This window comes from Pseudomonas sp. NPDC086278 (assembly GCF_050280905.1).
In the GTDB taxonomy this organism is placed as follows: Bacteria; Pseudomonadota; Gammaproteobacteria; order Pseudomonadales; family Pseudomonadaceae; genus Aquipseudomonas.
Genome location: NZ_JBNNWE010000088.1, coordinates 1 through 24,767, shown reverse-complemented (window position 1 = coordinate 24,767; position 24,767 = coordinate 1). Strand labels below are relative to the sequence as shown.

Below are 24,767 nucleotides of genomic sequence, written 5' to 3'. Positions count from 1 at the left end.
GGCGGATATGCGCAAGGTTATTCAGTACCTGGCGCAGAAAACCGCCCAGGACAAAGTCCTGGTTTTTAGGAAATAGCAAACAAAATAGGCCGCGAATCATGCCGATGAGTTGATGTCTTGTCAAGGGCGGTTGAGACGTTCCGCTAAGTGGTAGGTATAAAGAGGCGGGATATTTATTTCCGGCGCTTGACCTGTAAACTCGCGAGCTTTGGCTCTGTGCTGCTGCGGCGCGGAGTATCGCATAAGTAGGCGCTTTGTTCGCCTGCTGTTTATCGACAGGCACAAACTCTTTCAATGAATCTGCTCAAATCGTTGGCCGCCGTCAGCTCTATCACGATGCTTTCCCGGATTCTGGGGTTCGTCCGTGACACGCTCATCGCGCGTACATTTGGTGCCGGGATGGCGACGGACGCCTTCTTTATCGCCTTCAAACTGCCCAACCTGCTGCGGCGGATCTTCGCCGAAGGGGCCTTTTCCCAGGCCTTTGTGCCGATTTTGGCCGAATATAAAAGCCAGCAGGGCGAGGAGGCGACGCGAACTTTTATTGCTTACGTCTCCGGATTGCTGACGCTGGTGCTGGCACTGGTGACCGCGCTGGGCATGCTCGCGGCGCCGTGGGTGATCTGGGCGACCGCGCCGGGGTTCACCGACACACCGGAAAAATTCGAGCTGACGTCCAGCCTGCTGCGGGTGACGTTCCCTTATATCCTGTTGATCTCCCTGTCCTCCCTGGCCGGGGCAATCCTCAACACCTATAACCGCTTCTCGGTGCCGGCGTTCGTGCCGACCCTGCTTAACGTCAGCATGATCATCTTTGCGGTGTTCCTGACGCCGTACTTCGATCCGCCGGTCATGGCGCTGGGTTGGGCGGTGTTGGTCGGCGGCCTGGCGCAGTTGCTGTATCAGCTGCCGCACCTGAAAAAGATCGGCATGCTCGTTCTGCCGCGCCTCAACCTGCGCGATACCGGCGTCTGGCGGGTGATGAAGCAAATGCTGCCGGCGATTCTCGGCGTGTCCGTGAGTCAGATCTCGTTGATCATCAACACCATCTTCGCCTCGTTTCTGGTGGCCGGCTCCGTGTCGTGGATGTATTACGCCGACCGTTTGATGGAGTTGCCGTCCGGCGTGCTGGGCGTTGCGCTGGGCACGATTCTGTTGCCGACATTGGCCAAGACCTACGCCAGCAAGGATCGCCATGAATACTCGCGCATCCTCGATTGGGGCCTGCGCCTGTGCTTCGTGTTGGTGTTGCCGTGCTCGCTGGCGCTGGGGATTCTGGCCGAACCGCTGACTGTTTCGTTGTTCCAGTACGGCCAGTTCAGCGCGTTTGATGCGTCGATGACCCAGCGCGCGTTGATCGCCTATTCCGTCGGTTTGCTCGGCATTATCGTGATCAAAGTGTTGGCACCAGGCTTTTATGCGCAACAAAACATCCGTACCCCGGTGAAAATCGCGATTTTCACGCTGGTCGTCACCCAACTCTTCAACCTGGTGCTGATCGGCCCGCTGGCCCACGCCGGTCTGGCCTTGGCCATCAGTGCCGGCGCCTGCATCAACGCGGGGCTATTGTTCTATCAACTGCGCAAACAGCAGATGTACCAGCCGCAGCCAGGGTGGGCGAAGTTTGGCGTTAAGTTAGTCATTGCGGTGTTGGTGATGTCGGCGGTGTTACTGGCCGGGATGCACTTCATGCCGGCGTGGGACCAGGGGCACATGCTCGAACGGTTCCTGCGTCTGGGGGCGCTGGTGGTCGCTGGCGTGGTGGCGTATTTCGGTATGTTGGCGCTGATGGGCTTTCGTTTGCGTGACTTCAATCGCAAGGCGCTGAGCTGAGGTGTTGCCTCGATAAACACGGGCGAGCCGACGGTTTTGTCGGCTCGATTACTTTGGGTTACGGTGTTGCCTGTCGTCGGCCGCCGGGTGTGGTTATAATCGACCACTTTATGAGCAAGAAGCGCGTTATGCAGCTGGTTCGAGGCCTCCACAATCTGCGCCCCCAGCATCGGGGCTGTGTCGCCACTATTGGCAACTTTGACGGTGTGCACCGTGGCCACCAGGCTATCCTGGCGAGGCTGCGTGAGCGCGCGCTCGAGTTGGGCGTGCCCAGCTGCGTGGTGATTTTCGAGCCGCAGCCACGCGAATTCTTCGCTCCGGACACGGCTCCGGCCCGCCTGGCCCGGCTGCGGGACAAACTGCAGCTGCTGGCCGACGAAGGGGTCGACCGGGTCCTGTGCCTGGCGTTCAACCAGCGCCTGAGCAAACTCAGCGCCAGCGAATTCGTCGATGCCATCCTGGTCGACGGCCTCGGCGTGCAGCACCTGGAGGTCGGTGACGACTTTCGTTTCGGCTGCGATCGGGTAGGGGATTTCGATTTCCTGCAACAGGCTGGCGTCATGCAGGGCTTTACCGTCGAAGCCGCGCAAACCGTGGAGCTGGACGGTATTCGCGTCAGCAGTACTCAGGTTCGCAATGCCCTGGCCGCTGCCGATTTTGCCTTGGCCGAGCGCCTGCTGGGGCGTCCGTTCCGGATCGCGGGGCGTGTTTTGCACGGCCAGAAACTGGCGCGTCAATTGGGCACGCCGACCGCCAACATACAACTCAAGCGTCGTCGCGTGCCGCTGACCGGGGTTTACCTCGTCGATGTCGACATCGACGGCAAGACCTGGCCGGGCGTCGCCAACATTGGTGTGCGGCCCACGGTCCAGGGAGATGGCAAAGCCCACCTCGAAGTACACCTTTTAGATTTTGCCGGCGATCTGTATGACCGGCGTTTGACGGTGGTTTTCCACCAAAAGCTGCGTGAAGAGCAGCGTTTCGCCTCTCTGGAGGCGCTTAAGACGGCGATCAATGCGGATGTCGCCGCCGCCCGTGCCCTGTCGCACCTAGCGCCAATCGCTAATGAAGAGCCTTAAATGACCGACTATAAAGCCACGCTAAACCTTCCGGACACCGCCTTCCCAATGAAGGCCGGCCTGCCACAGCGCGAACCGCAGATTCTGCAGCGCTGGGACAGTATTGGCCTGTACGGTAAGTTGCGCGAGATTGGCAAGGATCGTCCGAAGTTCGTTCTGCACGACGGCCCTCCGTATGCCAACGGCACGATTCACATCGGTCACGCACTGAACAAGATTCTCAAGGACATGATCATCCGCTCGAAAACCCTTTCGGGTTTCGACGCGCCTTATGTTCCGGGTTGGGACTGCCACGGTCTGCCGATCGAGCACAAAGTCGAAGTGACCCACGGTAAAAACCTGGGCGCGGATAAAACCCGCGAACTGTGCCGCGCCTACGCCACCGAGCAGATTGAAGGCCAGAAATCCGAATTCATCCGTCTGGGCGTGCTGGGCGACTTCGCCAACCCGTACAAGACCATGGACTTCAAAAACGAGGCCGGTGAAATCCGCGCCCTGGCCGAAATCGTCAAGGGCGGTTTTGTGTTCAAAGGCCTCAAGCCTGTGAACTGGTGTTTTGACTGCGGTTCAGCCCTGGCTGAAGCCGAAGTCGAATACGAGAACAAGAAGTCCTCGACCATCGACGTCGCCTTCCCGATTGCCGACGAAGCCAAACTGGCTGCCGCTTTCGGCCTGGCGTCGCTGGCCAAGCCGGCTTCGATCGTGATCTGGACCACCACCCCGTGGACCATCCCGGCCAACCAGGCGTTGAACGTTCACCCGGAATTCAACTACGCCCTGGTCGACGTCGGCGACAAATTGGTGGTGCTGGCCGAAGAACTGGTCGAGTCGTGCCTGGCCCGTTACAGCCTCGAAGGTTCGGTCATCGCGACCACCACCGGTAAAGAACTCGAGCTGATCAACTTCCGTCACCCGTTCTACGATCGCCTGTCGCCGGTTTACCTGGCCGAATACGTTGAACTGGGCGCTGGCACCGGCGTGGTTCACTCCGCCCCGGCCTACGGCGTGGACGACTTCGTGACCTGCAAGAAATACGGCATGGTCAACGACGACATCCTCAACCCGGTGCAAAGCAATGGCGTCTACGTGCCGTCGCTGGAGTTCTTCGGCGGCCAGTTCATCTGGAAAGCCAACCCGGGCATCGTCGACAAACTGACCGAAGTGGGTGCGCTGCTGCACACCACCGTCATCGAACACAGCTACATGCACTGCTGGCGTCACAAGACCCCGCTGATCTACCGCGCCACCGCGCAGTGGTTCATCGGCATGGACAAAGAGCCAGTGACCGGCGACACCCTGCGCAAGCGGGCGATCAAAGCCATCGAAGAAACCAAATTCGTCCCGGCCTGGGGTCAGGCGCGCCTGCACTCGATGATCGCCAATCGTCCGGACTGGTGCATCTCCCGTCAGCGCAATTGGGGCGTGCCGATCCCGTTCTTCCTGAACAAGGAAAGCGGCGAGCTGCACCCGCGCACCGCCGAGCTGATGGAGCAAGTGGCTCAGCGCGTCGAAGTCGAAGGCATCGAAGCCTGGTTCAAGATGGACGCCGCCGAGCTGCTCGGCGACGAAGCGCCGCTGTACGACAAGATCAGCGACACCCTGGACGTCTGGTTCGATTCGGGTACCACGCACTGGCACGTCCTGCGCGGTTCGCACCCGATGGGCCACGACACCGGCCCCCGCGCCGACCTATACCTGGAAGGTTCGGACCAGCACCGTGGCTGGTTCCACTCCTCCTTGCTGACCGGTTGCGCCATCGATAACCACGCACCGTATCGCGAGTTGCTGACCCACGGTTTCACCGTCGATGAGTCCGGCCGCAAGATGTCCAAATCCCTGGGCAACGTCATCGCGCCGCAAAAGGTCAACGACACGCTTGGCGCCGACATCATGCGTCTGTGGGTCGCGTCTACCGACTATTCGGGCGAAATGGCGGTGTCCGAGCAGATCCTGCAGCGCAGTGCGGACGCTTACCGGCGTATCCGTAACACCGCGCGCTTCCTGCTCTCCAACCTGACCGGTTTCAATCCGGCCACCGACATTCTGCCGGCCGAAGAAATGCTCGCGCTGGACCGTTGGGCCGTGGATCGCACCCTGCTGCTGCAACGCGAGTTGCAAGAGCACTACGGTGAATACCGCTTCTGGAACGTCTACTCCAAGATTCACAACTTCTGCGTGCAGGAGTTGGGCGGTTTCTACCTCGACATCATCAAGGACCGCCAGTACACCACTGGCGCCAACAGCAAGGCTCGCCGTTCCGCGCAAACCGCGCTGTTCCACATCAGTGAAGCGCTGGTGCGTTGGATCGCGCCGATCCTCGCGTTCACCGCTGACGAGTTGTGGGAATACCTGCCGGGCGAGCGCAACGAATCGGTGATGCTCAACACCTGGTACGAAGGCCTGACCGAACTGCCGGACAACGTCGAACTGGGCCGCGCCTATTGGGAGCGGATCATGGCGGTGAAAGTTGCGGTCAACAAGGAAATGGAAATCCAGCGCGCGGCCAAGGCCGTCGGTGGCAACCTGCAAGCGGAAGTGACGCTGTTCGCCGAAGAGGCGCTGAGCGCCGACCTGGCCAGGCTGAGCAACGAACTGCGCTTCGTGCTGATCACCTCGACCGCCACTGTTGCACCGTTCCTGCAAGCGCCGGCCGATGCCGTGGTCACCGAAGTCAGCGGCCTGAAGCTGCAAATCGTCAAGTCGGCCTTCGCCAAGTGCGCCCGTTGCTGGCACTGCCGCGAAGACGTCGGCGTGAACCCGGAGCATCCGGAAATCTGCGGCCGTTGCGTCGACAACATCAGCGGCGCTGGCGAGGTTCGTCACTATGCTTAATGCTGCGGGCCGTTTCGGACGGTTAAGCTGGCTCTGGTTGAGCTTGCTGGTCCTGGTCATTGACCAGGCCAGCAAGTTTTACTTCGAAGGCAAGCTCGAGATGTACCAGCAAATCGTGATCATCCCCGATTTGTTCAGCTGGACCCTCGCCTATAACACCGGCGCGGCGTTCAGCTTCCTGGCCGACAGCTCCGGCTGGCAGCGCTGGTTGTTTGCCTTGATCGCGATTGTGGTCAGTGCGGTGCTGGTGGTGTGGCTCAAGCGTCTGGGGCGCAACGAAACCTGGCTGGCGATTGCGCTGGCCCTGGTGCTCGGTGGCGCGCTGGGCAATCTGTACGACCGTATTGCCTTGGGCCATGTGATCGATTTCATTCTGGTGCATTGGCAGAATCGCTGGTACTTCCCGGCGTTCAACTTCGCCGACAGTGCGATTACCGTCGGTGCCGTGATGCTTGCGCTGGATATGTTCAAAACCAAGAAGACCGGAGAAGCCGTTCATGACTGAACAGGTATTGGCTGAGCAACGCATCCGCCAGAACACGGAAGTCACCTTGCACTTTGCATTGCGCCTGGAGAACGGCGACACCGTCGACAGCACCTTCGACAAAGCCCCGGCGACCTTCAAGGTCGGCGACGGTAACCTGCTACCGGGTTTCGAAGCGGCACTGTTCGGCTTCAAGGCTGGCGACAAGCGGACGCTGACGATTCAGCCGGAAAACGCTTTCGGTCAGCCAAACCCGCAAAACGTACAGATCATCCCGCGTTCGCAGTTCAAGGACATGGAGCTGTCGCCGGGGCTGCTGGTGATCTTCAACGATGCGGCGAATACTGAGCTGCCTGGCGTGGTGAAAGAGTTCGATGACGAGCAGGTCACCATCGACTTCAACCACCCGCTGGCTGGCAAGACACTGACCTTTGACGTCGAAATCATCAGCGTCAAATCGCTGTAACTGACCGAACACGGTCAAATTGTGGCAGCAAGCTGTTGTGGTGAGGGGGCTTGCCCCCGTTCGATTGCGCAGCAATCGTAAACCAGTTACCACACGCTTATTCAAGATTGCGGTGACTGGTTTTGGGGGCGCTTCGCACCCCAACGGGGGCAAGCCCCCTCGCCACAAAGCTTGCTTTCACATTGGTTTTTCACTGTTTTCGCGCGCAAGACACGAGGCACAGCATGCAAATCAAACTCGCCAACCCCCGTGGCTTCTGCGCCGGAGTGGACCGGGCGATCGAAATCGTCAACCGCGCCCTGGAAGTCTTCGGGCCGCCGATCTACGTGCGCCACGAAGTGGTCCACAACAAATTCGTCGTCGAAGACCTGCGCGCGCGCGGGGCGATCTTCGTTGAGGAACTCGATCAGGTGCCGGACGACGTCATCGTCATCTTCAGTGCCCACGGTGTTTCCCAGGCAGTGCGTACCGAAGCCGCCGGCCGTGGTCTGAAGGTATTCGACGCCACCTGTCCGCTGGTAACCAAAGTCCATATCGAAGTCGCGCGCTACAGCCGCGACGGTCGTGAATGCATCCTGATCGGCCACGCTGGCCACCCGGAAGTCGAAGGCACCATGGGCCAGTACGATGGCAGCAATGGTGGTGCGATCTACCTGGTCGAAGACGAAAAAGACGTTGCCACGTTGCAGGTGAACAATCCTGAAAAACTGGCGTTCGTGACCCAGACCACCTTGTCCATGGACGATACCAGTCGCGTCATCGACGCCCTGCGGACGCGCTTTCCGGCCATCGGTGGCCCGCGCAAGGACGACATCTGCTACGCCACGCAAAACCGTCAGGACGCAGTGAAGCAACTGGCTGACGAATGCGACGTGGTGTTGGTGGTCGGCAGCCCGAACAGTTCCAACTCCAATCGCTTGCGCGAACTCGCCGAACGTATGGCCACCCCGGCTTACCTGATCGATGGTGCCGAAGACCTGCAAAAGAGCTGGTTCGATGGCGTCGAACGCATTGGCATTACCGCAGGCGCCTCCGCGCCGGAAGTGCTGGTTCGTGGCGTGATCCAGCAGTTGCAGGCCTGGGGCGCTACCGGTGCCGATGAACTGGCCGGTCGCGAGGAGAACATCACGTTCTCCATGCCTAAAGAGTTGCGCGTGCGCTCCCTGCTTTAACTTTTTTCCCGCCTGGACACAGCGCCTGCTCGGCCACATCGCTACGCAGGCTGACGCGACCGGTCGCCGCCAGTACCACCTGGCGCTGGCTGACCGGTTCGCGAGTTGCGCAGATGTGCAACGTCCCCGCTTGAAAGGCTTTGCCACGCATCTGTGGTGCGCCAATGCCGGTGAATCGTATGTAACGCCTGACGGGCCAGTTGCCGACAATCGGCATCCGGGCACTGCTCGCGCGTTCGGCCAGCAGCGGATTACTGCTGTCCTTGGGCCCTTTGCCGCTGATGTCCAGAATGATCCGCCAGCCCTGACTCCAATCGCCATTGATGCCATGGATCACTACGGTCTGGTTGCGCGTGATGGCCAGGGTCCGGGCATTGCGAATACCACTGATCAGCGACTTCGCCGCCGCCTCGCGATGGTTCGACTCACTGAGCGCGGCAAACACCGGGCTGACCAATAACAGAACAATCCCGACAATCGTCAGTCCCATAAGCAGTTCGATCAGGCTGAAACCCTGTTGAGGCATGGTATTTCCCTCCGTGGAGTGCTGTGGCCTGCGCAATCCGTGCGCAGGTAAAGGCAAAACAACCGAACAACAGTCGGTTGAATGTTCTAGCGTGTAGAAGCAGGTATAGCCGACGGCAACGGAGGGCACCGATGGATCATCGTACAAAAGGTTTCACGCTGATCGAGTTGATGGTCACGCTCGCTGTTGCCGTGATCCTGATCACCCTGGCCGTGCCGGCGTTTACGCGGTCGGTGCAAACCGCCAAGTCCGATACCGAAATCAGCGATTTGCAGCGTGGGCTCAATTACGCACGACTCGAAGCCATCGACCGCGGCATCACCACCCGGGTTCGGCCGACCGCTGGCGGCAGCGTCTGGACCGGCGAGTTGTCGGTCTATGACGGTACTGGCACACCGGCCAATGTATTGCGGGTTGTTCCAGCGATGAGCAGCGGCGCGACTCTGACGCTAACCTCAGGAGTGACCGCCATTGACTTCAACAATCTGGGCGGTTTGTCGGCGCCGTCGACCCCCGTAGTCATCAGCTACGTGCTGGGGGCGCAAAGCAGGACGCTGAATGTGTGTCTGAACGGACGAATACTATTGGGTGGAAGTTGCGGATGAGGGAACGGAGTACACATGCACAGGAGGGCATGACGCTGATCGAAGTGTTGGTCGCGTTGGTGATTCTGACCGTGGGGCTGCTGGGGGCGGCGGCGATTCAGCTGAATGCGCTGAAGTACACCGACAGCTCGCGGATGACCAGTCAGGCCAGTTTTATCGCCTACGATTTGATGGACCGCATCCGCGCCAACTCTGCGGCCGACTACACGGTGACGCCACCGACGTCGGGCAACCTCAACGTCGCCCGTGACCAGGATCTCTACGATTTCAGCACCAACATCGTCAGCTTCGGCGGCGCGAGCGCCACTGGCAGCGTTGCGTTGAGCCAGCGGGTGTACACCATTACGATCACCTGGGATGACTCCCGCGCCGCCAACATCGCCAATTCGCGCCGCAGCTTTGTGTTGACCAGTCGTGCCACGGTCGACCCGGTGGCGACACCATGAACCGCTCCAGTAGAGGTTTCGGGCTGATCGAGTTGCTGATCGCGCTGGTGTTGAGCCTGATTGTGGTGCTGGGCGTGGCGCAGATTTTCATCGCCGCCAAGAACACCTACGTCAGCCAGAACGCGGCGGCGGCGATGCAGGAAGACGCGCGATTCGTGCTGAGCAAAATGATCCAGGAAATCCGCATGGTCGGGATGTTCGGCTGTCTGGGGACGATTACTGACTCAAGCAACGCCGGTGATTTCAGTGCCGCCCAGACAACCCCGATCAGCTGGGATAACACCAGCCTGAAATTGACCCTGGTCACGGCGGATGTCGGCGGTAATGGCGGGGCGCCGGCCTGGACGGTGGTCTCCGACTGTCGAAACTCGGCGACGGCCTACACCGGCGTGCGCACACCGGCGGCGGGGTTTCTGGCGTTCCCGATCCGCCGACTGATCTACAACTTCAGCAACAACAAAATCATGATGGGCTCCGGCACCGGCACGCCGACTCAAGCGGTGCTGGTGGATAACGTCAGTGCCTTCAGCGTGAGTTTTGGGCTGGCCAGTTCTGCCACCGATGTGGCCGCCTCCAGTTACAGCACCAATCCGTCGGACCCTGCGCGAATCCGCAGTGTGCGTTTGACGTTGACCCTTTTTGACCCGAACAGCCGGGTGAGCAATCAGACGTTCAACGTGGTTGCTGCCTTACGGAACCGGCTGCCATGAGGGTGGTTTCCATGAGTCATCGCGCCCAGCGTGGCATGGCGTTGCTGGTCAGCCTGGTGTTTCTGTTGTTGCTGACGTTGATCGGCCTTTCATCGATGCAGAACGCCACGCTCCAGGAAAAAATGGCCGGCAGCGTGACCTTGCGCAACCAGTCGTTCCAGGGCGCTGAAGCGGCATTGCGGGTCGGTGAAAGCGCGGTGCAACTCGATACTTACTCGCTGCCGATTTGCAGCGGCACTGCCCAATGCGCACCACCGGCCGAGTCTTCGACGGTCAGCGCGGCGGGACTCAATTCGACCTCCGGGGTGACCTGGATTGCCTCCAGTGGCGGCTTCTACGGGGTGCAGAACATCGGCACCACGCTCACCGCCGTCAATGTGCCGAGCAATACCTCGGCGACGCTTTACCGGGTGACTGCCGTCGGCATCGCGGGCAGTTCGCGCAGCGTCGTGGAGAGTATCTATGCGAAATACTGAAAGGCGTACCAGCGTGTGGCAGCTATTTTTCGGCGTGCTGCTGGGGCTTTACCTTTCGGTGCCGGCCTATGCGTTCACGCCCTCGGATTCACCGCTATTGAGCGCAGCGGCGGTAGCGCCGAACGTGATGTTGCTGCTCGACGACTCCGGGAGCATGAACAGCATCATTTACGCCGCCGGGTTCGATCCGACGGTCACCGGGCGCACACCTGCCCGGCAGTGCAATTACTTCCTGGGCTTGTGTTTGAGCGGGAGCGACATCGTTGGCGATTCGATCTTTCTTTCCAGCCTGCCGCAGTCCGGTTGTACCGGTGGCGCCTACGCGTTTTACAACAACAGTCTGGCGCCTTTGTGTCTGAAGTTGCCGGACCCGGTGGGCAGTGAAAACACCCGCTATTCCGATGACTATTTGTCGTACCTGGTGGGCCTGGCCAATGGCACCAACCGAGACTTCACCAATGGTTCGATTCCCAACGACTACCGCATGAATGTGGCGCGAAATGTCTCCACCACCTTGGTGGCCAGCAATCGCGGCTTGCGTATCGGCCTTGCGACATTCAACCCGGTCACCAGTAATAACTCGGGCAATGGCGGTTTCATTGCCCGCTCGATCAGTGACCTGTCGGTGGTCAGTGGCAGTGTCACTCAGGCTCAGGCCGATACCAACTACAACAACCTGATCAGCTCCATCAACGCTTTGAGCGCCGTGGCCAACACCCCGCTGGCGGAGACCTATTACGAAATCACCCGCTACTTTCGCGGGATGGCGCCGTACTACAACACCACGCCGACGACTTACACCAGCCCGATCCAGTACCGCTGTCAGAAAAACTACGGCGTGGTAATCACCGACGGATTACCGACCTATGACCGGACGTTCCCGACCAACGATCCACTGGGTGGCGCTCGATTGCCGAACTGGGATGGCGTGAACAACGACGGCAACAATCTCAACGGCGACGGTGAAGGCGACACCCTGTACCTGGACGACATCGCCAAGTTCGCGTTCGACATCGACATGCGCTCAACCGGAACCGATGCGGCGGGCAAAAGCTGGAACGCGGTGGATTTCCCGAAACAGAACATGAACACCTACACCGTGGGGTTCACCTCCTCGAATCAGATGCTGTCGGACGCCGCCAGTTACGGGCAGGGCAAGTATTACCAGGCAACTGACAGCGTAGGTCTCAACAGTGCGTTGTCCTCGGCGCTGAGCGATATCACGTCCAAGGCCGGTTCCGGTGGCAGCGGTGTCACCAGCGGCACCACTCTGGCCAGCGGTTCCAGCTACTTTCAGACCAGCTACGACCCAAAGGACTGGCGCGGCACGATCAAGTCCTTCGGCTTCACTTCGGCGGGTGTGGTGAACACTTCCGCCACGCTGTGGACCACCGATACCACCATCGTCCCCAGTGCCACGGCGTCGACTTACCAATCCTGGAACACGCTAAACAACGCCGCTGTCACGATGGCCTACGGCAATTTCTCCCCGGCGCAACAGACATCGTTGAGCCAAAGCCTGCCCACCGGCATCACCGGCAACGATCTGGTGGAATGGAGCAAGGGCACCAACAAAACCGGATTGAAGGTGCGCAGCGTATTGCTCGGCGACATCATCAATTCGCCGCTGGTGCTCGCTTCTCCAACCGACAAAACCGCTTCTGACCTCGTTGGCGACACCACCTACAGCACTTACCTGGCGACCAAAGCCACCAATATGAGTGCCAGCCTGGTGGTGAATGCCAACGATGGCTTCGTCAATGTCATCAACTCTGCCAACGGTGCCAGGCGTTACGCCTACATGCCCTCCAGCGTGTTGCCATCGCTGCGTTACATAGCCGATCCGACGTACATCAACGGTGTGAGCCACAAGTTTCTGGTCGACGGTCAAGTCGGCGTGTTCGACGCTCAGCTCAATAGCGCCTGGAAAACCCTGGCCATTGGCGGCACCGGAGCGGGCGGCAGGACGTTTTATGCGCTGCAATTATTCGATGCGTCGGCGGGTAACGTTTTCAAGGCATTGTGGGAAATCAGTGCGCCCGCGACGGCGAGCACCGCCAACGCTTTCAATGATCTGGGTTACGCCTATGCGCGACCGGAAGTGGCACGCTTGGCCGATGGTCGCTGGGCCGCGTTCATCTCAAACGGTTACGGCAGCAACTCTGGCGTCGCCGCGTTGTACGTGGTCGATGTCCGGGATGGATCGCTGATCAAGAAAATCGTGGTCGACAGCACCGAAACCACCAATGGCCTGTCGTCGGTGAAGCTCAAGGTCAATTCGCAGAACGTGGTGCAGGCCGCGTATGGCGGCGACTTGAAAGGCCGGCTGTGGAAGTTTGATTTGAGCGCTACCGCACCGGATACCTGGGGCGTGGCGTTTTCCGGGAAGCCGCTATTTACCACGGCGGGCGGTGCCACCCAGCCAATCACTGCGCAGCCGTTGCTGGCGGACAATTCACTGGGCGGAAAGGAGGTGTTTTTCGGCACCGGCAAGTTCAACGAGACGGCGGACAAGACCAACAAGGATCTGCAGGCGTTCTACGCCGTATGGGACGCGGACGGCGGGGCCGGTCAAATCACCGCGTCCAGTTTGCAGGCGCAAGCCGTGACCGGCGTGTTCTCGGGCAGCAGCGGGCAATTCATCACCACCAGCCAGAACGACACGACGTATCCGGCAGAGAAGGGCTGGTATTTGCCATTGGTGTACAACAACGCGCTGGTCGGCGAGCGGGTGATCAATCAGGCCAGTCTGGTGCTGGGGCGAATCATCTTTACCACGGCCAGCGTGGACACCACCGACCCGTGCGCCAGCTTCGGCACCGGCAAGCTGGTCGAGCTGGATGCGTTCAGCGGTAAGATGCTCAACTACGCGGTGCTCGACACCAATGGCGACGGGGTGGTCGACAGCACTGACACGGTGTCCAGCGGGGTGATTTTTACCGGTGGCATCCCGACCCTGAATGCCATCGTCAATGGCGCGTCCCGTAAAATCGTGAACGATTCCAGTGGCGGTATCACCACACTGGTGGAAAAATCCGGCGGCGGCAGCCGTCGCATCATGTGGCGACAAATACAGTAAGTGAGAGTTGAGGCATGCGCAGATCCAACCGAGGTTTTACCCTGATCGAAATCATGATCGTGATTGCGATCATCGGCATCGTCATGACCATTGCCGCTCCGAGTTTCACCGAATACCTGAAGAAGGGCCGGCGCAGCGAAATTGCCGGAACGTTGTCCGAGCAGGCGCAAATCCTTGAACGCTTCTACTCGAAAAACAATGTCTACACCGGCGCCACCGGCCTGAGCACCGGCAATGACTTCTACACCATCACCCCGACCCTGACCGATCAGACCTTCCTGCTCACGGCGGTGCGCAAGACCGGCTCGACCATGGCGACCGACAAATGCGGGGATTTCACCCTCACCAACACTGGCGTCAGAAGCATGGTCAATGCGACGGCCGGGCTGACCACCAAGGATTGCTGGGGTCGCTGAGTTACTTTTGGGGCGCCTTTTGCACCCTTTGTCTATTTAACGGTTGGATCTGAACATGATCAGGCAACAGCAAGTGGTGATTGTCGGCGGCGGTGTGATTGGCCTGCTGACAGCGTTCAATCTCGCGTCCGACGTGCAAAGCGTTGTGTTGCTGGATCGTTCGAACGTCGGGCAAGAGTCATCGTGGGCGGGTGGCGGGATTGTTTCGCCGCTCTATCCGTGGCGCTACAGCCCGGCCGTTACCGCACTGGCGCATTGGTCACAGGATTTTTATCCGCAGTTGGGCGAGCGTTTGTTCGCGGCCACCGGGGTTGATCCGCAAGTGCACACCACTGGCCTGTATTGGCTGGACCTGGATGACGAGGTCGAAGCGCTGGCATGGGCGGAGCGCGAGAATCGTCCGCTACGGGCGGTGGATATCTCGGCGGTGCACGACGCGGTGCCGGTGTTGGGCGCGGGGTTTTCCCGGGCCATCTATATGGCGGATGTGGCCAACGTGCGTAACCCGCGTTTGGTGAAATCGCTGAAAGCGGCCTTGTTGGCGCTGCCCAACGTGACCATCCACGAGCAGTGCGAAGTCAGCGGATTTATTCGTGAAGGCACTCGGGTCGTCGCTGTGCAGACGTCGGCGGGCGTCATTCAGGGTGACCAAGTGGTGCTGACCGCAGGCGCCTGGAGCGGCGACTTGCTCAAGAGCCTGGGGCTGGAACTGCCGGTCGAGCCGGTGAAGGGGCAGATGATTCTGTACAAATGCGCGGCGGATTTTTTGCCGAGCATGGTGCTGGCCAAAGGGCGCTATGCGATTCCTCGTCGTGACGGGCACATCCTGATCGGCAGCACGCTGGAGCACGAAGGCTACGACAAGACACCCACCGCCTCGGCGCTGGAGAGCCTCAAGGCGTCGGCGGTGGAGTTGATTCCGGCGTTGGCGGATGCCGAAGTGGTTGGGCATTGGGCCGGGTTGCGGCCGGGCTCGCCGGAAGGCATTCCCTACATCGGTCAAGTGCCGGGGTTTGAAGGGCTTTGGCTCAATTGCGGGCATTACCGCAATGGGTTGGTGCTGGCGCCGGCGTCGTGTCAGTTGTTTGCCGATGTGATGCTGGGCCGGGCGCCGATCATTGATCCGGCGCCGTATGCCCCGAGCGGTCGGATTTAATCGCCAGATGGGGGGCCCTTTTCAGATTGAATTCGCGAGCAAGCCCGCTCCCACACTGGATCTCTTGTGAGCATTAGAGACCCAGTGTGGGAGCGGGCTTGCTCGCGAAGGGATCTTTAATCCAACCCCAATTTTTTCAACCGATAACGCATCGACCTGAATGAAAGGTTCAACCGCTGGGCCGCCGCCGTTCGGTTCCAGCGGGTTTCCTCCAAAGCCTGGAGGATCAGTTTGCGTTCGACGTTCTCCAGATAGTCTTCCAGATTGTCGATCTGCGTCAGGTCCGGCACGCCACCTTCTGCCGCGCAGTTACCGTCGGCCAGTCGCAGATCGCCGGCTTCAATCTGTTTGTTCTCGCACAAGGTGTAGGCGCGTTCGAGCATGTTCTCCAGCTCGCGCACATTGCCCGGAAAGCGATAGCTTTTCAGTGCATCGAGGGCGTGCGGGTGCAGTTTCGCGGCGGGCTGGCCGCTGCCCGCCGCCAGACGTTTCAACACCTGACTGGCCAGTGGCTCGATGTCGTCGCGGCGTTCGCGCAGTGGCGGCACCCGCAATTCGATGACGTTGAGCCGATAGTACAAATCCTGACGAAAGCGTTCGGCGGCGACCTCGGCCCCCAGGTCTTTGTGGGTCGCGCAAAGGATGCGCACATCGACCACGGTTTCCTGCTGGCCTCCGACGCTGCGAACGGCTTTTTCCTGAATCGCCCGCAGCAATTTGACCTGCATCGCCAACGGCAAATCCGCCACCTCATCGAGAAACAGCGTACCGCCCTGAGCCGCTTGAAACAGGCCGGGCTTGTCCTCGATGGCGCCGCTGAAGCTGCCTTTGCGATGGCCGAAGAATTCGCTTTCCATCAACTCCGAGGGGATGGCGCCACAGTTGACCGGGACAAACGGTTGATTGGCCCTTGGACCTTGTTCGTGAATCAGTCGCGCGACCAGTTCCTTGCCGCTGCCGGACTCACCACTGATGTACACCGGTGCCTGACTGCGTGCGAGTTTGTCGATTTGTTTGCGCAAACTGCGAATGGGCAGCGAGTCACCCAGCAAGCGGCGATCGATGGCGGTGCTGGCACCACCGGGAGCGGGTAAGCGCAGGGCGCTGTTTACCAGTTCGCGCAGGCGCGTGAGGTCGACCGGTTTGGTCAGGAAGTCGAAAGCGCCGGCCTTGAGCGCATTGATCGCTGTTTCGAGGTTGCCGTAGGCAGTGATCATCGCCACCGGCACTTGCGCGTAACGCTGCTGGATGTGCTGCACCAGCTCAAGACCGGTGCCGTCGGGCAGGCGCATGTCGGTCAGGCACAGGTCGAACACCTCGCGGGCCAGCAACGCCTGGGCTTCGCCGAGATTTCGGGCGCTGTAAGTATCGAGTTTCATCCGTCCCAGGGTGATTTCCAGGAGTTCGCGGATATCCGGTTCGTCGTCGACGATCAGTACTTTTGGCCGTGGGCTTGTATTCAACTCTGTTTCCGTCCGTGAGCAAAAGTGATGCGAAAGCAGCCGCCGCCTTGGCGTGGTTTGAAGTCTAGGCGGGCCTGGTTGCTTTCGCACAGCTCACGGGACAGATAAAGGCCCAGGCCGGTGCCCTGGCTACTGGTGGTGAAAAACGGTTCGAACAAATGCCCTTGCTGATCCAGCGCTACGCCGGGGCCGTCGTCGATGACTTCGAGGATCGGCAATTGACTGTCGGGGTCGACATACAACTCCAGCCAGGCTTGCGCGTGCCGGTGATCGATACGGCTGTGACGCCAGGCGTTGCGCAGCAGATTGTCGAGAATTTGCGTGAGCTGATTCGGGTCCATCAATGTGTTGAAATCGCCCGGAGCGACGCGCAGATGAATCTGCTGGTGCTCGTTGGCCCCTTCGCGAGTCTCGGCAACGAAGCGTTCCAGCCACGGCTTGAGGTCGAGCCGTTGGGGCGCGGTTTGTTCACGGCGGGACAGTTGCAGGACGTTTTCGATAACCCGATTCATTCTCTGAGAGTGGTCTTGGATGATCTGCGTCAGACGCCGGTCCGCGCCGTTCAGTTCCTCGGATTCGCCCAGCAATTGCGCGGCATGACTAATGGCACCGAGTGGATTGCGGATTTCGTGGGCAATACCGGCCGTCAGGCGACCGAGGGCGACAAGTTTCAGTTGCTGTGCCTGCTGCGCGATCTGGGCGATGTCTTCGAGAAAGATCAGCGTTTGATGGTTCGGGCTTTGGTCCAGGGCGATGAAGCTGGGTTGCAGCTCCAGGCCATTGCCGGCGATTTTCAGGCTTTGTGGACGCAGGGTCGGGTTGTTGAACCACAGCTGAAGTCGTTGGACCAATGGCGGCGAATAATCGTCGATCACTTCGCCTTCCAGGTTTTTCTGTCCCAGCAAGGTCAGCGCACTCTGGTTGGCCAGTTGCACCCGGCGCTGGTCGTCCAGCACCAGAATGCCAGTGCGCATGCGTTGCAGGATCAGTGCGTTGAGCGCTTCGAGCCCGACTACCTCGCTGGCCCTGCGCTCGGCGAGGTTTTCGCTCAGCTCCAGGCGTCGAATCAGACCTTGCACCAGCAATGCCGCGGCGAAACACAGGGCGCCGAGGGTGCCGACCTGCAGGTAGTCGTTGGGGCTGGTGGCGTGGCGCAAGCTCAGGAGGAAGCCCGCGCCGACAATGCCGAGGGCGCCGATCGCCGCGATCAACAAGCCGATGCTTCTTCGCAGCAGCGTGTTGCTGATGGCCACCGACAGAATCAGCAAGTTGCCGATCGCGCTGGCGACGCCGCCAGCCGCGTAGAACAGGCCGCATAGCAGCAGGATATCGACCAGCGCCAGGCTGAACAGCTGCGCTGGCCGACGGGTGTTTTCCAGAAAAACGACCAACAGGATGTTCAGCACCAGGTACAACCAGCTGCCACTGCGCAGCAGGTCGTCATTGGCGGAGGTCAGCAACTGGTTGTCCATGTTGCTGGAAATCAGCAACACCAGGGTGATGCCGATGCTTAAACGGTAGAGATGATAAAGGCGCAGCAGTCGCTGGGCCTGTTTGCTGCCGGGACCGGTGGTCTCAGCGAGCACTGGAGCCAGGGCCTTGCTCGAGGTGAGCCTGGCTGCAATACCACTGTTGTTGAAGACTCAGCGCGCGGTCGCGGGGCAGGTGCACGCCGCAATGGGCGCAACGGACCATCGGCGCGGCTTCCAGCTCGGCGGAAGACCGGGGGGCGGAAACCTGGCCCTTGAACTTGCGCCAGAACCATACCGCAGCGGCAATCAGGGCAATCCAGAACAGTAAACGAAGCATGATGAGCTGCTTTTCGACGAGAGATTCAGCAGTTTAGCCAAGGACATCACCAGCGCACAGCGTAATTCTCGGACCCATAAAAAAGGAGCCCCGAAAGGCTCCTTTTGGTACAACCCGACGTATCAGTCAAACACGCCAAAGGTCATGAAGCTGAACCACGAGCGGTCGCTGTTGTTGCCCTCGGACTCTTGCTCTTCTTCTTCGATCACGTCGCCATTTTCGTCTCTAGGCTTGAGATCGTTCGGAATGGAATCCTTGGCATCCTGGAACTGCTTCTGCACGTCCTGGTTGGCTCGGGTTTCGCCTGGTGGCAACGGCGGACGGGATTCGATCAGGCCGAGAGTGGCCTTGCTCAACCACGAACGGTTGTCGGCTTCGGCGACCGAAGGCTTGAACTGACCGTCCACCAGGCTTGGGTGGTTCGGGTAGTTGAGCTTCAGGGTTTCGAGGCTGGTGGCCGCCAGGGCGTCCAGGTGCAGGCGCTGGTAGGACTCGACCATTACCGCCAGGCCGTCACCGACCGACGGGGTTTCCTGGAAGTTTTCCACCACGTAGCGGCCACGGTTCGCGGAGGCAACGTAGGCCTGACGGGTCAGGTAGTAGTCGGCAACGTGAATCTCGTAGGCCGCCAGCAGGTTGCGCAGGTAAATCATGCGCTGCTTGGCGTCCGGCGAGTAGCGGCTGTTCGGAAAGCGGCTGGTGAGCTGGGCGAACTCGTTGTAGGAGTCACGGGCAGCGCCCGGGTCACGCTTGGTCATGTCCAGCGGCAGGAAACGCGACAGCAGGCCGACGTCCTGGTCGAAAGAGGTCAGACCCTTGAGGTAGTAGGCGTAATCCACATTCGGGTGCTGCGGGTGCAGGCGAATGAAACGCTCGGCAGCAGACTTGGCAGCTTCTGGCTCGGTGTTCTTGTAGTTGGCGTAGATAAGCTCGAGTTGGGCTTGATCAGCGTAGCGACCGAACGGATAACGCGACTCCAGGGCCTTCAGCTTGGCTGTGGCACTGGTGTAGCTGTTGTTATCCAGATCCTTTTGAGCCTGCTGGTACAGCTCGACTTCGCTAAGGTTTTCGTCTACGACTTCCTTCGATGAGCAAGCAGCGGTCAATGCGAGGATGGCGATCAGCAGCAGGTGTTTCACTTGCATGGCGGCTTGCGTCCCTATGACGGCCGCTGTCTTGGGCGGGGCCGTCCTGTTATGATGAGCGCCCCGTTGAATAGCCTCGGGGCAAAAGACGCCGTATTTAACCACAAGCGCGCAGCCGAAACCAAAGGCTGTGCCGACGCCTAGTCTGAGCATGTCCGATAAAATTGAACTTCGCGCAGAGGTGCCGTCCGAATTGGGCGGCCAACGCCTCGATCAAGTCGCCGCACAATTATTCGCTGAGCACTCGCGCTCGCGCCTTTCCGCCTGGATCAAAGACGGCCGCCTGACTGTGGATGGGGCGGTTATCCGCCCGCGAGACATCGTCCACGGTGGCGCCATTCTTGAACTCACTGCCGAGCAGGAAGCTCAAGGCGAATGGATCGCTCAGGACATCGAGCTGGACATCGTCTATGAAGATGACGACATCCTGGTGATCAACAAACCCGCGGGCCTGGTGGTGCATCCTGCCGCCGGTCACGCTGATGGCACCTTGCTCAACGCCTTGTTGCACCACGTGCCGGACATTATCAATGTGCCCCGTGCCGGTATCGTGCATCGCCTGGACAAGGACACCACCGGTCTGATGGTGGTGGCCAAGACCATTCAGGCGCAGACACAGCTTGTCACGCAATTGCAGAGCCGTAGCGTCAGCCGGATCTACGAATGCATCGTGATCGGTGTGGTGACCGCCGGCGGCAAGATCAATGCGCCGATCGGTCGTCACGGCCAGCAACGCCAGCGCATGGCGGTGATGGAAGGTGGCAAGCAAGCCGTCAGCCACTACCGTGTGCTCGAACGTTTCCGCTCCCACACGCACGTGCGGGTCAAGCTGGAAACCGGGCGTACGCACCAGATTCGCGTGCACATGGCCCACATCAACTACCCGTTGGTCGGAGATCCTGCCTACGGCGGACGTTTCCGCATCCCGCCGGCAGCCAGTGTGACCATGGTCGAATCGTTGAAGGCGTTCCCGCGTCAGGCCCTGCATGCGCGGTTCCTGGAGCTGGATCACCCGACCACCGGTAAACGCATGAGTTGGGAATCGCCACTGCCGGACGATTTTGTCTGGTTGCTGACGCTGCTCAAGCAAGACCGCGAGGCGTTCATCGGATGATCGACTGGCTGATTCCCGACTGGCCCGCGCCTGCCGGGGTGAAAGCCTGCGTGACCACCCGTGCGGGCGGCGTCAGTCTGGCGCCGTTCGACAGCCTCAACCTCGGCGATCACGTCGACGACAGCCCCGAAGCCGTTGCCGAAAATCGCCAGCGCCTCACCAATCATTTCTCCATTCAACCGGCCTGGTTACAGCAGGTTCACGGCATCGCCGTGGCCCATGCCGATCCAGGCCAGGTCGCCACGGCCGACGCCAGCTGGACAGCGACCCCCGGCATCGCTTGTGCCGCCATGACCGCCGATTGCCTGCCAGCCTTGTTTTGCGACCGTGCCGGCACTCGCGTTGCGGCCGCTCACGCCGGTTGGCGCGGGCTGGCGGCGGGTGTGCTGGAAGCGACGCTCGATACGTTGGCCGTGCCCGCCATGGATGTTCTGGTCTGGCTCGGCCCGGCCATTGGCCCGCAAGCGTTTGAAGTCGGCCCGGAAGTACGGGAAGTCTTTACCCGGCAACTGCCTGAAGCAGCCAAAGCCTTCGTCCCGAGCCAGAACGCCGGCAAGTTCATGGCCGACATCTACGAGCTGGCGCGTTTGCGGCTGGCGGCGCGCGGTGTCACCGCTGTTTATGGTGGCGGTTTCTGCACCGTGACCGATCCACGCTTCTTTTCTTACCGCCGCAGTCCTCGAACGGGTCGGTTTGCCTCTCTTGTCTGGTTAGAACGCTAGACTTGCTTGACCTGCGTCAACGTCAGGACGCTTGAAACTCCCAGAATCGACCGCATCTATAGCGGTATCTGGCAGGTTTCTCCATTCAGGATGTTTTATAGGTCCGGCCTGCTCAAAAGGAAGGTGACCCATGCGTATAGATCGTTTAACCAGCAAATTGCAGTTAGCTCTATCCGACGCCCAATCTCTGGCCGTCGGCCTCGACCATCCCGGCATCGAGCCGGCGCACTTGATGCAGGCCATGCTCGAACAGCAGGGTGGTTCGATCAAACCCCTGCTGATGCAGGTCGGTTTCGACGTCAACAGCTTGCGTAAAGAGCTGACCAAAGAGCTCGACCAGCTGCCGAAAATCCAGAACCCCACCGGCGACGTGAACATGTCGCAGGACTTGGCGCGTCTGCTCAATCAGGCCGATCGTCTGGCGCAGCAGAAGGGCGACCAGTTCATCTCCAGCGAGCTGGTGTTGCTCGCCGCCATGGACGAGAACAGCAAACTCGGCAAGTTGTTGCTCGGTCAGGGCGTCAGCAAGAAAGCCCTGGAAAACGCGATCAACAACCTGCGCGGCGGCGACGCCGTCAATGATGCGAACCACGAAGAGTCGCGTCAGGCGCTGGATAAATACACCGTCGACCTGACCAAGCGCGCCGAAGAAGGCAAGCTCGACCCGGTGATCGGTCGTGACGACGAAATTCGCCGGACCATTCAGGTTCTGCAGCGTCGCACCAAGAACAACCCGGTATTGATCGGTGAACCTGGCGTCGGTAAAACCGCCATCGCCGAAGGCCTGGCCCAGCGCATCATCAACGGCGAAGTGCCAGATGGCCTCAAAGGCAAGCGCCTGCTGTCCCTGGACATGGGGGCGCTGATCGCCGGTGCCAAATACCGCGGCGAGTTTGAAGAGCGCCTGAAGTCGCTGCTCAACGAGCTGTCGAAGCAGGAAGGGCAGATCATTCTGTTCATCGACGAACTGCACACCATGGTCGGCGCCGGTAAGGGCGAAGGGTCGATGGATGCGGGCAACATGCTCAAGCCGGCGTTGGCGCGTGGCGAATTGCACTGTGTCGGCGCAACCACGCTCAATGAATATCGCCAATATATTGAGAAGGACGCGGCCCTCGAGCGGCGCTTCCAGAAAGTGTTGGTGGACGAACCGAGCGAAGAAGACACCATCGCCATCCTGCGTGGCTTGAAAGAACGCTACGAGGTTCACCACAAAGTGGCGATCACCGACGGCGCGATCATCGCCGCGGCCAAGCTCAGCCATCGCTACATTACCGATCGTCAGTTGCCGGACAAGGCCATCGACCTGATCGACGAAGCGGCTAGTCGTATCCGCATGGAGATCGATTCCAAGCCGGAAGTGCTCGACCGACTGGAGCGTCGCCTGATTCAACTGAAGGTTGAGTCCCAGGCGCTGAAGAAAGAAAGCGACGAAGCGGCGATCAAACGCCTGGAAAAACTCCAGGAAGAAATCGTTCGGCTGGAGCGCGAGTATTCGGACCTTGAAGAAATCTGGAACGCGGAAAAAGCCGAGGTCCAAGGGTCTGCGCAGATCCAGCAGAAAATCGAACAGTCCCGTCAGGAACTCGAAGCCGCAAGGCGTAAAGGCGACCTGAACCGCATGGCCGAGCTGCAATACGGGGTGATCCCGGACCTGGAGCGCAGCCTGCAAATGGTCGACCAGCACGGCAAAAGCGAGAACCAATTGCTGCGCAGCAAGGTGACTGAAGAAGAAATCGCTGAAGTCGTCTCGAAGTGGACCGGCATTCCGGTGTCGAAAATGCTCGAAGGCGAGCGCGACAAGCTGATGAAGATGGAAAGCCTGTTGCACCAGCGTGTGATCGGCCAGGACGAAGCGGTGATCGCGGTTTCCAACGCGGTGCGACGTTCGCGGGCCGGGTTGTCCGACCCGAACCGCCCGAGCGGCTCGTTCATGTTCCTCGGCCCGACCGGTGTCGGTAAAACCGAGCTGTGCAAGGCGCTGGCCGAATTCCTCTTCGATACCGAAGAGGCGATGATTCGCATCGATATGTCCGAGTTCATGGAGAAACATTCCGTGGCCCGACTGATTGGCGCGCCACCAGGCTATGTCGGCTATGAAGAGGGCGGTTATCTGACCGAGGCGGTGCGTCGCAAGCCTTATTCGGTGATCCTGCTGGACGAGGTCGAGAAGGCCCACCCGGATGTGTTCAACATTTTGCTGCAAGTACTGGAGGACGGCCGCTTGACCGACAGTCATGGCCGCACGGTGGATTTCAAGAACACCGTGATTGTCATGACCTCCAACCTGGGCTCGGTACAGATCCAGGAACTGGTCGGTGATCGTGAGGCCCAGCGTGCGGCGGTGATGGATGCGATTTCCACGCACTTCCGGCCGGAGTTCATCAACCGGGTCGACGAAGTGGTGATTTTCGAGCCATTGGCACGGGATCAGATCGCGGGCATTACCGAGATCCAGTTGGGTCGTCTGCGCAGTCGCCTGACCGAGCGCGAGCTGAAACTTGATCTCAGCCCTGAGGCCATGGATAAGCTGATCGCGGTGGGTTACGACCCGGTGTATGGCGCGCGGCCGCTCAAGCGAGCGATCCAGCGCTGGATCGAAAACCCGTTGGCGCAGTTGATTCTGTCCGGTCGCTTCATGCCGGGCGATACCGCCAACGGTGTCGTGGAAAACGACGAAATCGTCTTCGTCTGATTCGCGTCGGCGGCAAAATGAAAGAGGCCTCGCATTGCGAGGCCTTTTTTTCGTTAGGCTGTTGAACTGAAAGGAAAAGGCTTGTAAAGTGCGCCCCGCAGTAAGTCACCCGCAAGGGTTTCTGCTCCCCAAGCAGGAATCTGAAATAAGTTGCAAATCATTAACTTGAAAGCAATTTAAGGGGTTGACAGAGGTGCTTAAGATTGTAAAATAGCGCGCCTCAGACACACGAACGCAGCGATGCGAACGGGTCGAAGAGAACGCTGCAAAGCTTCAAACGTTGTTATTGAAATGTGCAGTTCCGTGATAGCTCAGTCGGTAGAGCAAATGACTGTTAATCATTGGGTCCCAGGTTCGAGTCCTGGTCACGGAGCCAATTTCAAACCGGGGTATAGCGCAGTCCGGTAGCGCGCCTGCTTTGGGAGCAGGATGTCAGGAGTTCGACAAACTTCCTCCGACGGTGTTTGGCGCCGTTACGTATGGAAGCCAAAACGTCTCGACGCTGACCACCTCGCCTATGTCGGAAACGAAACCTTTTA

General features: G+C 59.8%; 22 protein-coding genes and 1 tRNA gene. 17 read left to right on the top strand and 6 right to left on the bottom strand.

Features of this window, described 5'->3' with window-relative positions; all coding sequences use genetic code 11:
* A partial coding sequence (locus ACQKP4_RS22690; RefSeq protein WP_427635832.1) for a hypothetical protein occupies positions 1-283 on the bottom strand: 283 nt, incomplete at its 3' end.
* A gap of 11 nt (positions 284-294) precedes the next feature.
* Here ACQKP4_RS22690 and murJ point away from each other — a divergent pair.
* From murJ to ispH, 6 genes are all read left to right on the top strand, one after another.
* Complete coding sequence (murJ, locus tag ACQKP4_RS22685) at positions 295-1,833, top strand: murein biosynthesis integral membrane protein MurJ (RefSeq protein ID WP_427635831.1); 1,539 nt, start codon at positions 295-297, stop codon at positions 1,831-1,833.
* A gap of 128 nt (positions 1,834-1,961) precedes the next feature.
* Positions 1,962-2,912: a bifunctional riboflavin kinase/FAD synthetase gene (gene ribF, locus ACQKP4_RS22680; RefSeq protein ID WP_427635830.1), complete on the top strand. Its 951-nt coding sequence runs from the start codon at positions 1,962-1,964 to the stop codon at positions 2,910-2,912.
* Entirely contained in the window at positions 2,913-5,744 is a 2,832-nt protein-coding gene (gene ileS / locus ACQKP4_RS22675) for an isoleucine--tRNA ligase (RefSeq protein ID WP_427635829.1), read from the top strand.
* A complete protein-coding gene (lspA, locus tag ACQKP4_RS22670; RefSeq protein WP_427635828.1) occupies positions 5,737-6,249 on the top strand; it encodes a signal peptidase II in 513 nt (170 codons plus the stop codon). Before ileS ends, lspA begins: the two co-directional genes overlap by 8 nt.
* A gap of 7 nt (positions 6,250-6,256) precedes the next feature.
* Positions 6,257-6,694, top strand: a complete 438-nt coding sequence (gene fkpB, locus ACQKP4_RS22665) for an FKBP-type peptidyl-prolyl cis-trans isomerase (protein ID WP_193393009.1) — start codon at positions 6,257-6,259, stop codon at positions 6,692-6,694.
* Between the two features lie 224 nt (positions 6,695-6,918).
* On the top strand, positions 6,919-7,866 hold the full coding sequence (ispH, locus tag ACQKP4_RS22660) for a 4-hydroxy-3-methylbut-2-enyl diphosphate reductase (protein WP_427635827.1): 948 nt from the start codon (positions 6,919-6,921) through the stop codon (positions 7,864-7,866).
* Here the strand turns inward: ispH and ACQKP4_RS22655 are convergent.
* Positions 7,835-8,392, bottom strand: a complete 558-nt coding sequence (locus tag ACQKP4_RS22655; RefSeq protein ID WP_427635826.1) for a GspH/FimT family pseudopilin — start codon at positions 8,390-8,392, stop codon at positions 7,835-7,837. The two genes, ispH and ACQKP4_RS22655, sit on opposite strands and share 32 nt — an antisense overlap.
* A gap of 131 nt (positions 8,393-8,523) precedes the next feature.
* On the opposite strand from ACQKP4_RS22655, the gene ACQKP4_RS22650 reads away from it, so the two are divergent.
* Genes ACQKP4_RS22650 through thiO form a run of 7 tightly spaced genes read left to right on the top strand, consistent with a single transcriptional unit; the run spans position 8,524 to position 15,280 of the window.
* Entirely contained in the window at positions 8,524-8,997 is a 474-nt protein-coding gene (locus ACQKP4_RS22650; protein ID WP_427635825.1) for a GspH/FimT family pseudopilin, read from the top strand.
* Positions 8,994-9,443 carry a type IV pilus modification protein PilV gene (gene pilV / locus ACQKP4_RS22645; RefSeq protein WP_427635824.1) on the top strand — a complete coding sequence of 150 codons (450 nt, stop codon included), beginning with the start codon at positions 8,994-8,996 and terminating at the stop codon, positions 9,441-9,443. The genes ACQKP4_RS22650 and pilV overlap by 4 nt, the downstream gene beginning before the upstream one ends.
* Positions 9,440-10,153: a PilW family protein gene (locus tag ACQKP4_RS22640; protein WP_427635823.1), complete on the top strand. Its 714-nt coding sequence runs from the start codon at positions 9,440-9,442 to the stop codon at positions 10,151-10,153. Before pilV ends, ACQKP4_RS22640 begins: the two co-directional genes overlap by 4 nt.
* Positions 10,154-10,164: 11 nt before the next feature.
* A complete protein-coding gene (locus tag ACQKP4_RS22635; protein WP_427635822.1) occupies positions 10,165-10,629 on the top strand; it encodes a pilus assembly PilX family protein in 465 nt (154 codons plus the stop codon).
* Positions 10,616-13,708 carry a pilus assembly protein gene (locus ACQKP4_RS22630; RefSeq protein WP_427635821.1) on the top strand — a complete coding sequence of 1,031 codons (3,093 nt, stop codon included), beginning with the start codon at positions 10,616-10,618 and terminating at the stop codon, positions 13,706-13,708. The genes ACQKP4_RS22635 and ACQKP4_RS22630 overlap by 14 nt, the downstream gene beginning before the upstream one ends.
* Positions 13,709-13,722: 14 nt before the next feature.
* Positions 13,723-14,124, top strand: coding sequence for a type IV pilin protein (locus ACQKP4_RS22625; RefSeq protein WP_427635820.1), 402 nt, complete (start codon positions 13,723-13,725; stop codon positions 14,122-14,124).
* Positions 14,125-14,179: 55 nt separating this feature from the next.
* The gene (gene thiO / locus ACQKP4_RS22620) at positions 14,180-15,280 is read left to right on the top strand and encodes a glycine oxidase ThiO (protein WP_427635819.1); all 1,101 of its coding nucleotides are present in this window, start codon (positions 14,180-14,182) and stop codon (positions 15,278-15,280) included.
* Between the two features lie 116 nt (positions 15,281-15,396).
* Here thiO and ACQKP4_RS22615 read toward each other — a convergent pair whose 3' ends face one another.
* From ACQKP4_RS22615 to ACQKP4_RS22600, 4 genes are all read right to left on the bottom strand, one after another.
* The gene (locus ACQKP4_RS22615; RefSeq protein WP_427635818.1) at positions 15,397-16,743 is read right to left on the bottom strand and encodes a sigma-54-dependent transcriptional regulator; all 1,347 of its coding nucleotides are present in this window, start codon (positions 16,741-16,743) and stop codon (positions 15,397-15,399) included.
* Positions 16,740-18,329, bottom strand: a complete 1,590-nt coding sequence (locus tag ACQKP4_RS22610; RefSeq protein WP_427635817.1) for a sensor histidine kinase — start codon at positions 18,327-18,329, stop codon at positions 16,740-16,742. Before ACQKP4_RS22610 ends, ACQKP4_RS22615 begins: the two co-directional genes overlap by 4 nt.
* Positions 18,319-18,552 carry a PP0621 family protein gene (locus tag ACQKP4_RS22605; RefSeq protein ID WP_427635816.1) on the bottom strand — a complete coding sequence of 78 codons (234 nt, stop codon included), beginning with the start codon at positions 18,550-18,552 and terminating at the stop codon, positions 18,319-18,321. Before ACQKP4_RS22605 ends, ACQKP4_RS22610 begins: the two co-directional genes overlap by 11 nt.
* A gap of 122 nt (positions 18,553-18,674) precedes the next feature.
* On the bottom strand, positions 18,675-19,697 hold the full coding sequence (locus ACQKP4_RS22600) for an outer membrane protein assembly factor BamD (RefSeq protein WP_427635815.1): 1,023 nt from the start codon (positions 19,695-19,697) through the stop codon (positions 18,675-18,677).
* Between the two features lie 151 nt (positions 19,698-19,848).
* On the opposite strand from ACQKP4_RS22600, the gene rluD reads away from it, so the two are divergent.
* From rluD to ACQKP4_RS22580, 4 genes are all read left to right on the top strand, one after another.
* A complete protein-coding gene (gene rluD / locus ACQKP4_RS22595; RefSeq protein WP_007942311.1) occupies positions 19,849-20,811 on the top strand; it encodes a 23S rRNA pseudouridine(1911/1915/1917) synthase RluD in 963 nt (320 codons plus the stop codon).
* Positions 20,808-21,533, top strand: coding sequence for a peptidoglycan editing factor PgeF (gene pgeF, locus ACQKP4_RS22590; protein ID WP_427635814.1), 726 nt, complete (start codon positions 20,808-20,810; stop codon positions 21,531-21,533). The genes rluD and pgeF overlap by 4 nt, the downstream gene beginning before the upstream one ends.
* Before the next feature lie 130 nt (positions 21,534-21,663).
* Entirely contained in the window at positions 21,664-24,228 is a 2,565-nt protein-coding gene (clpB, locus tag ACQKP4_RS22585) for an ATP-dependent chaperone ClpB (RefSeq protein WP_427635813.1), read from the top strand.
* A gap of 300 nt (positions 24,229-24,528) precedes the next feature.
* Positions 24,529-24,604: transfer RNA gene (locus tag ACQKP4_RS22580), tRNA-Asn, on the top strand.
* The last annotated feature ends 163 nt before the right edge of the window (positions 24,605-24,767 follow it).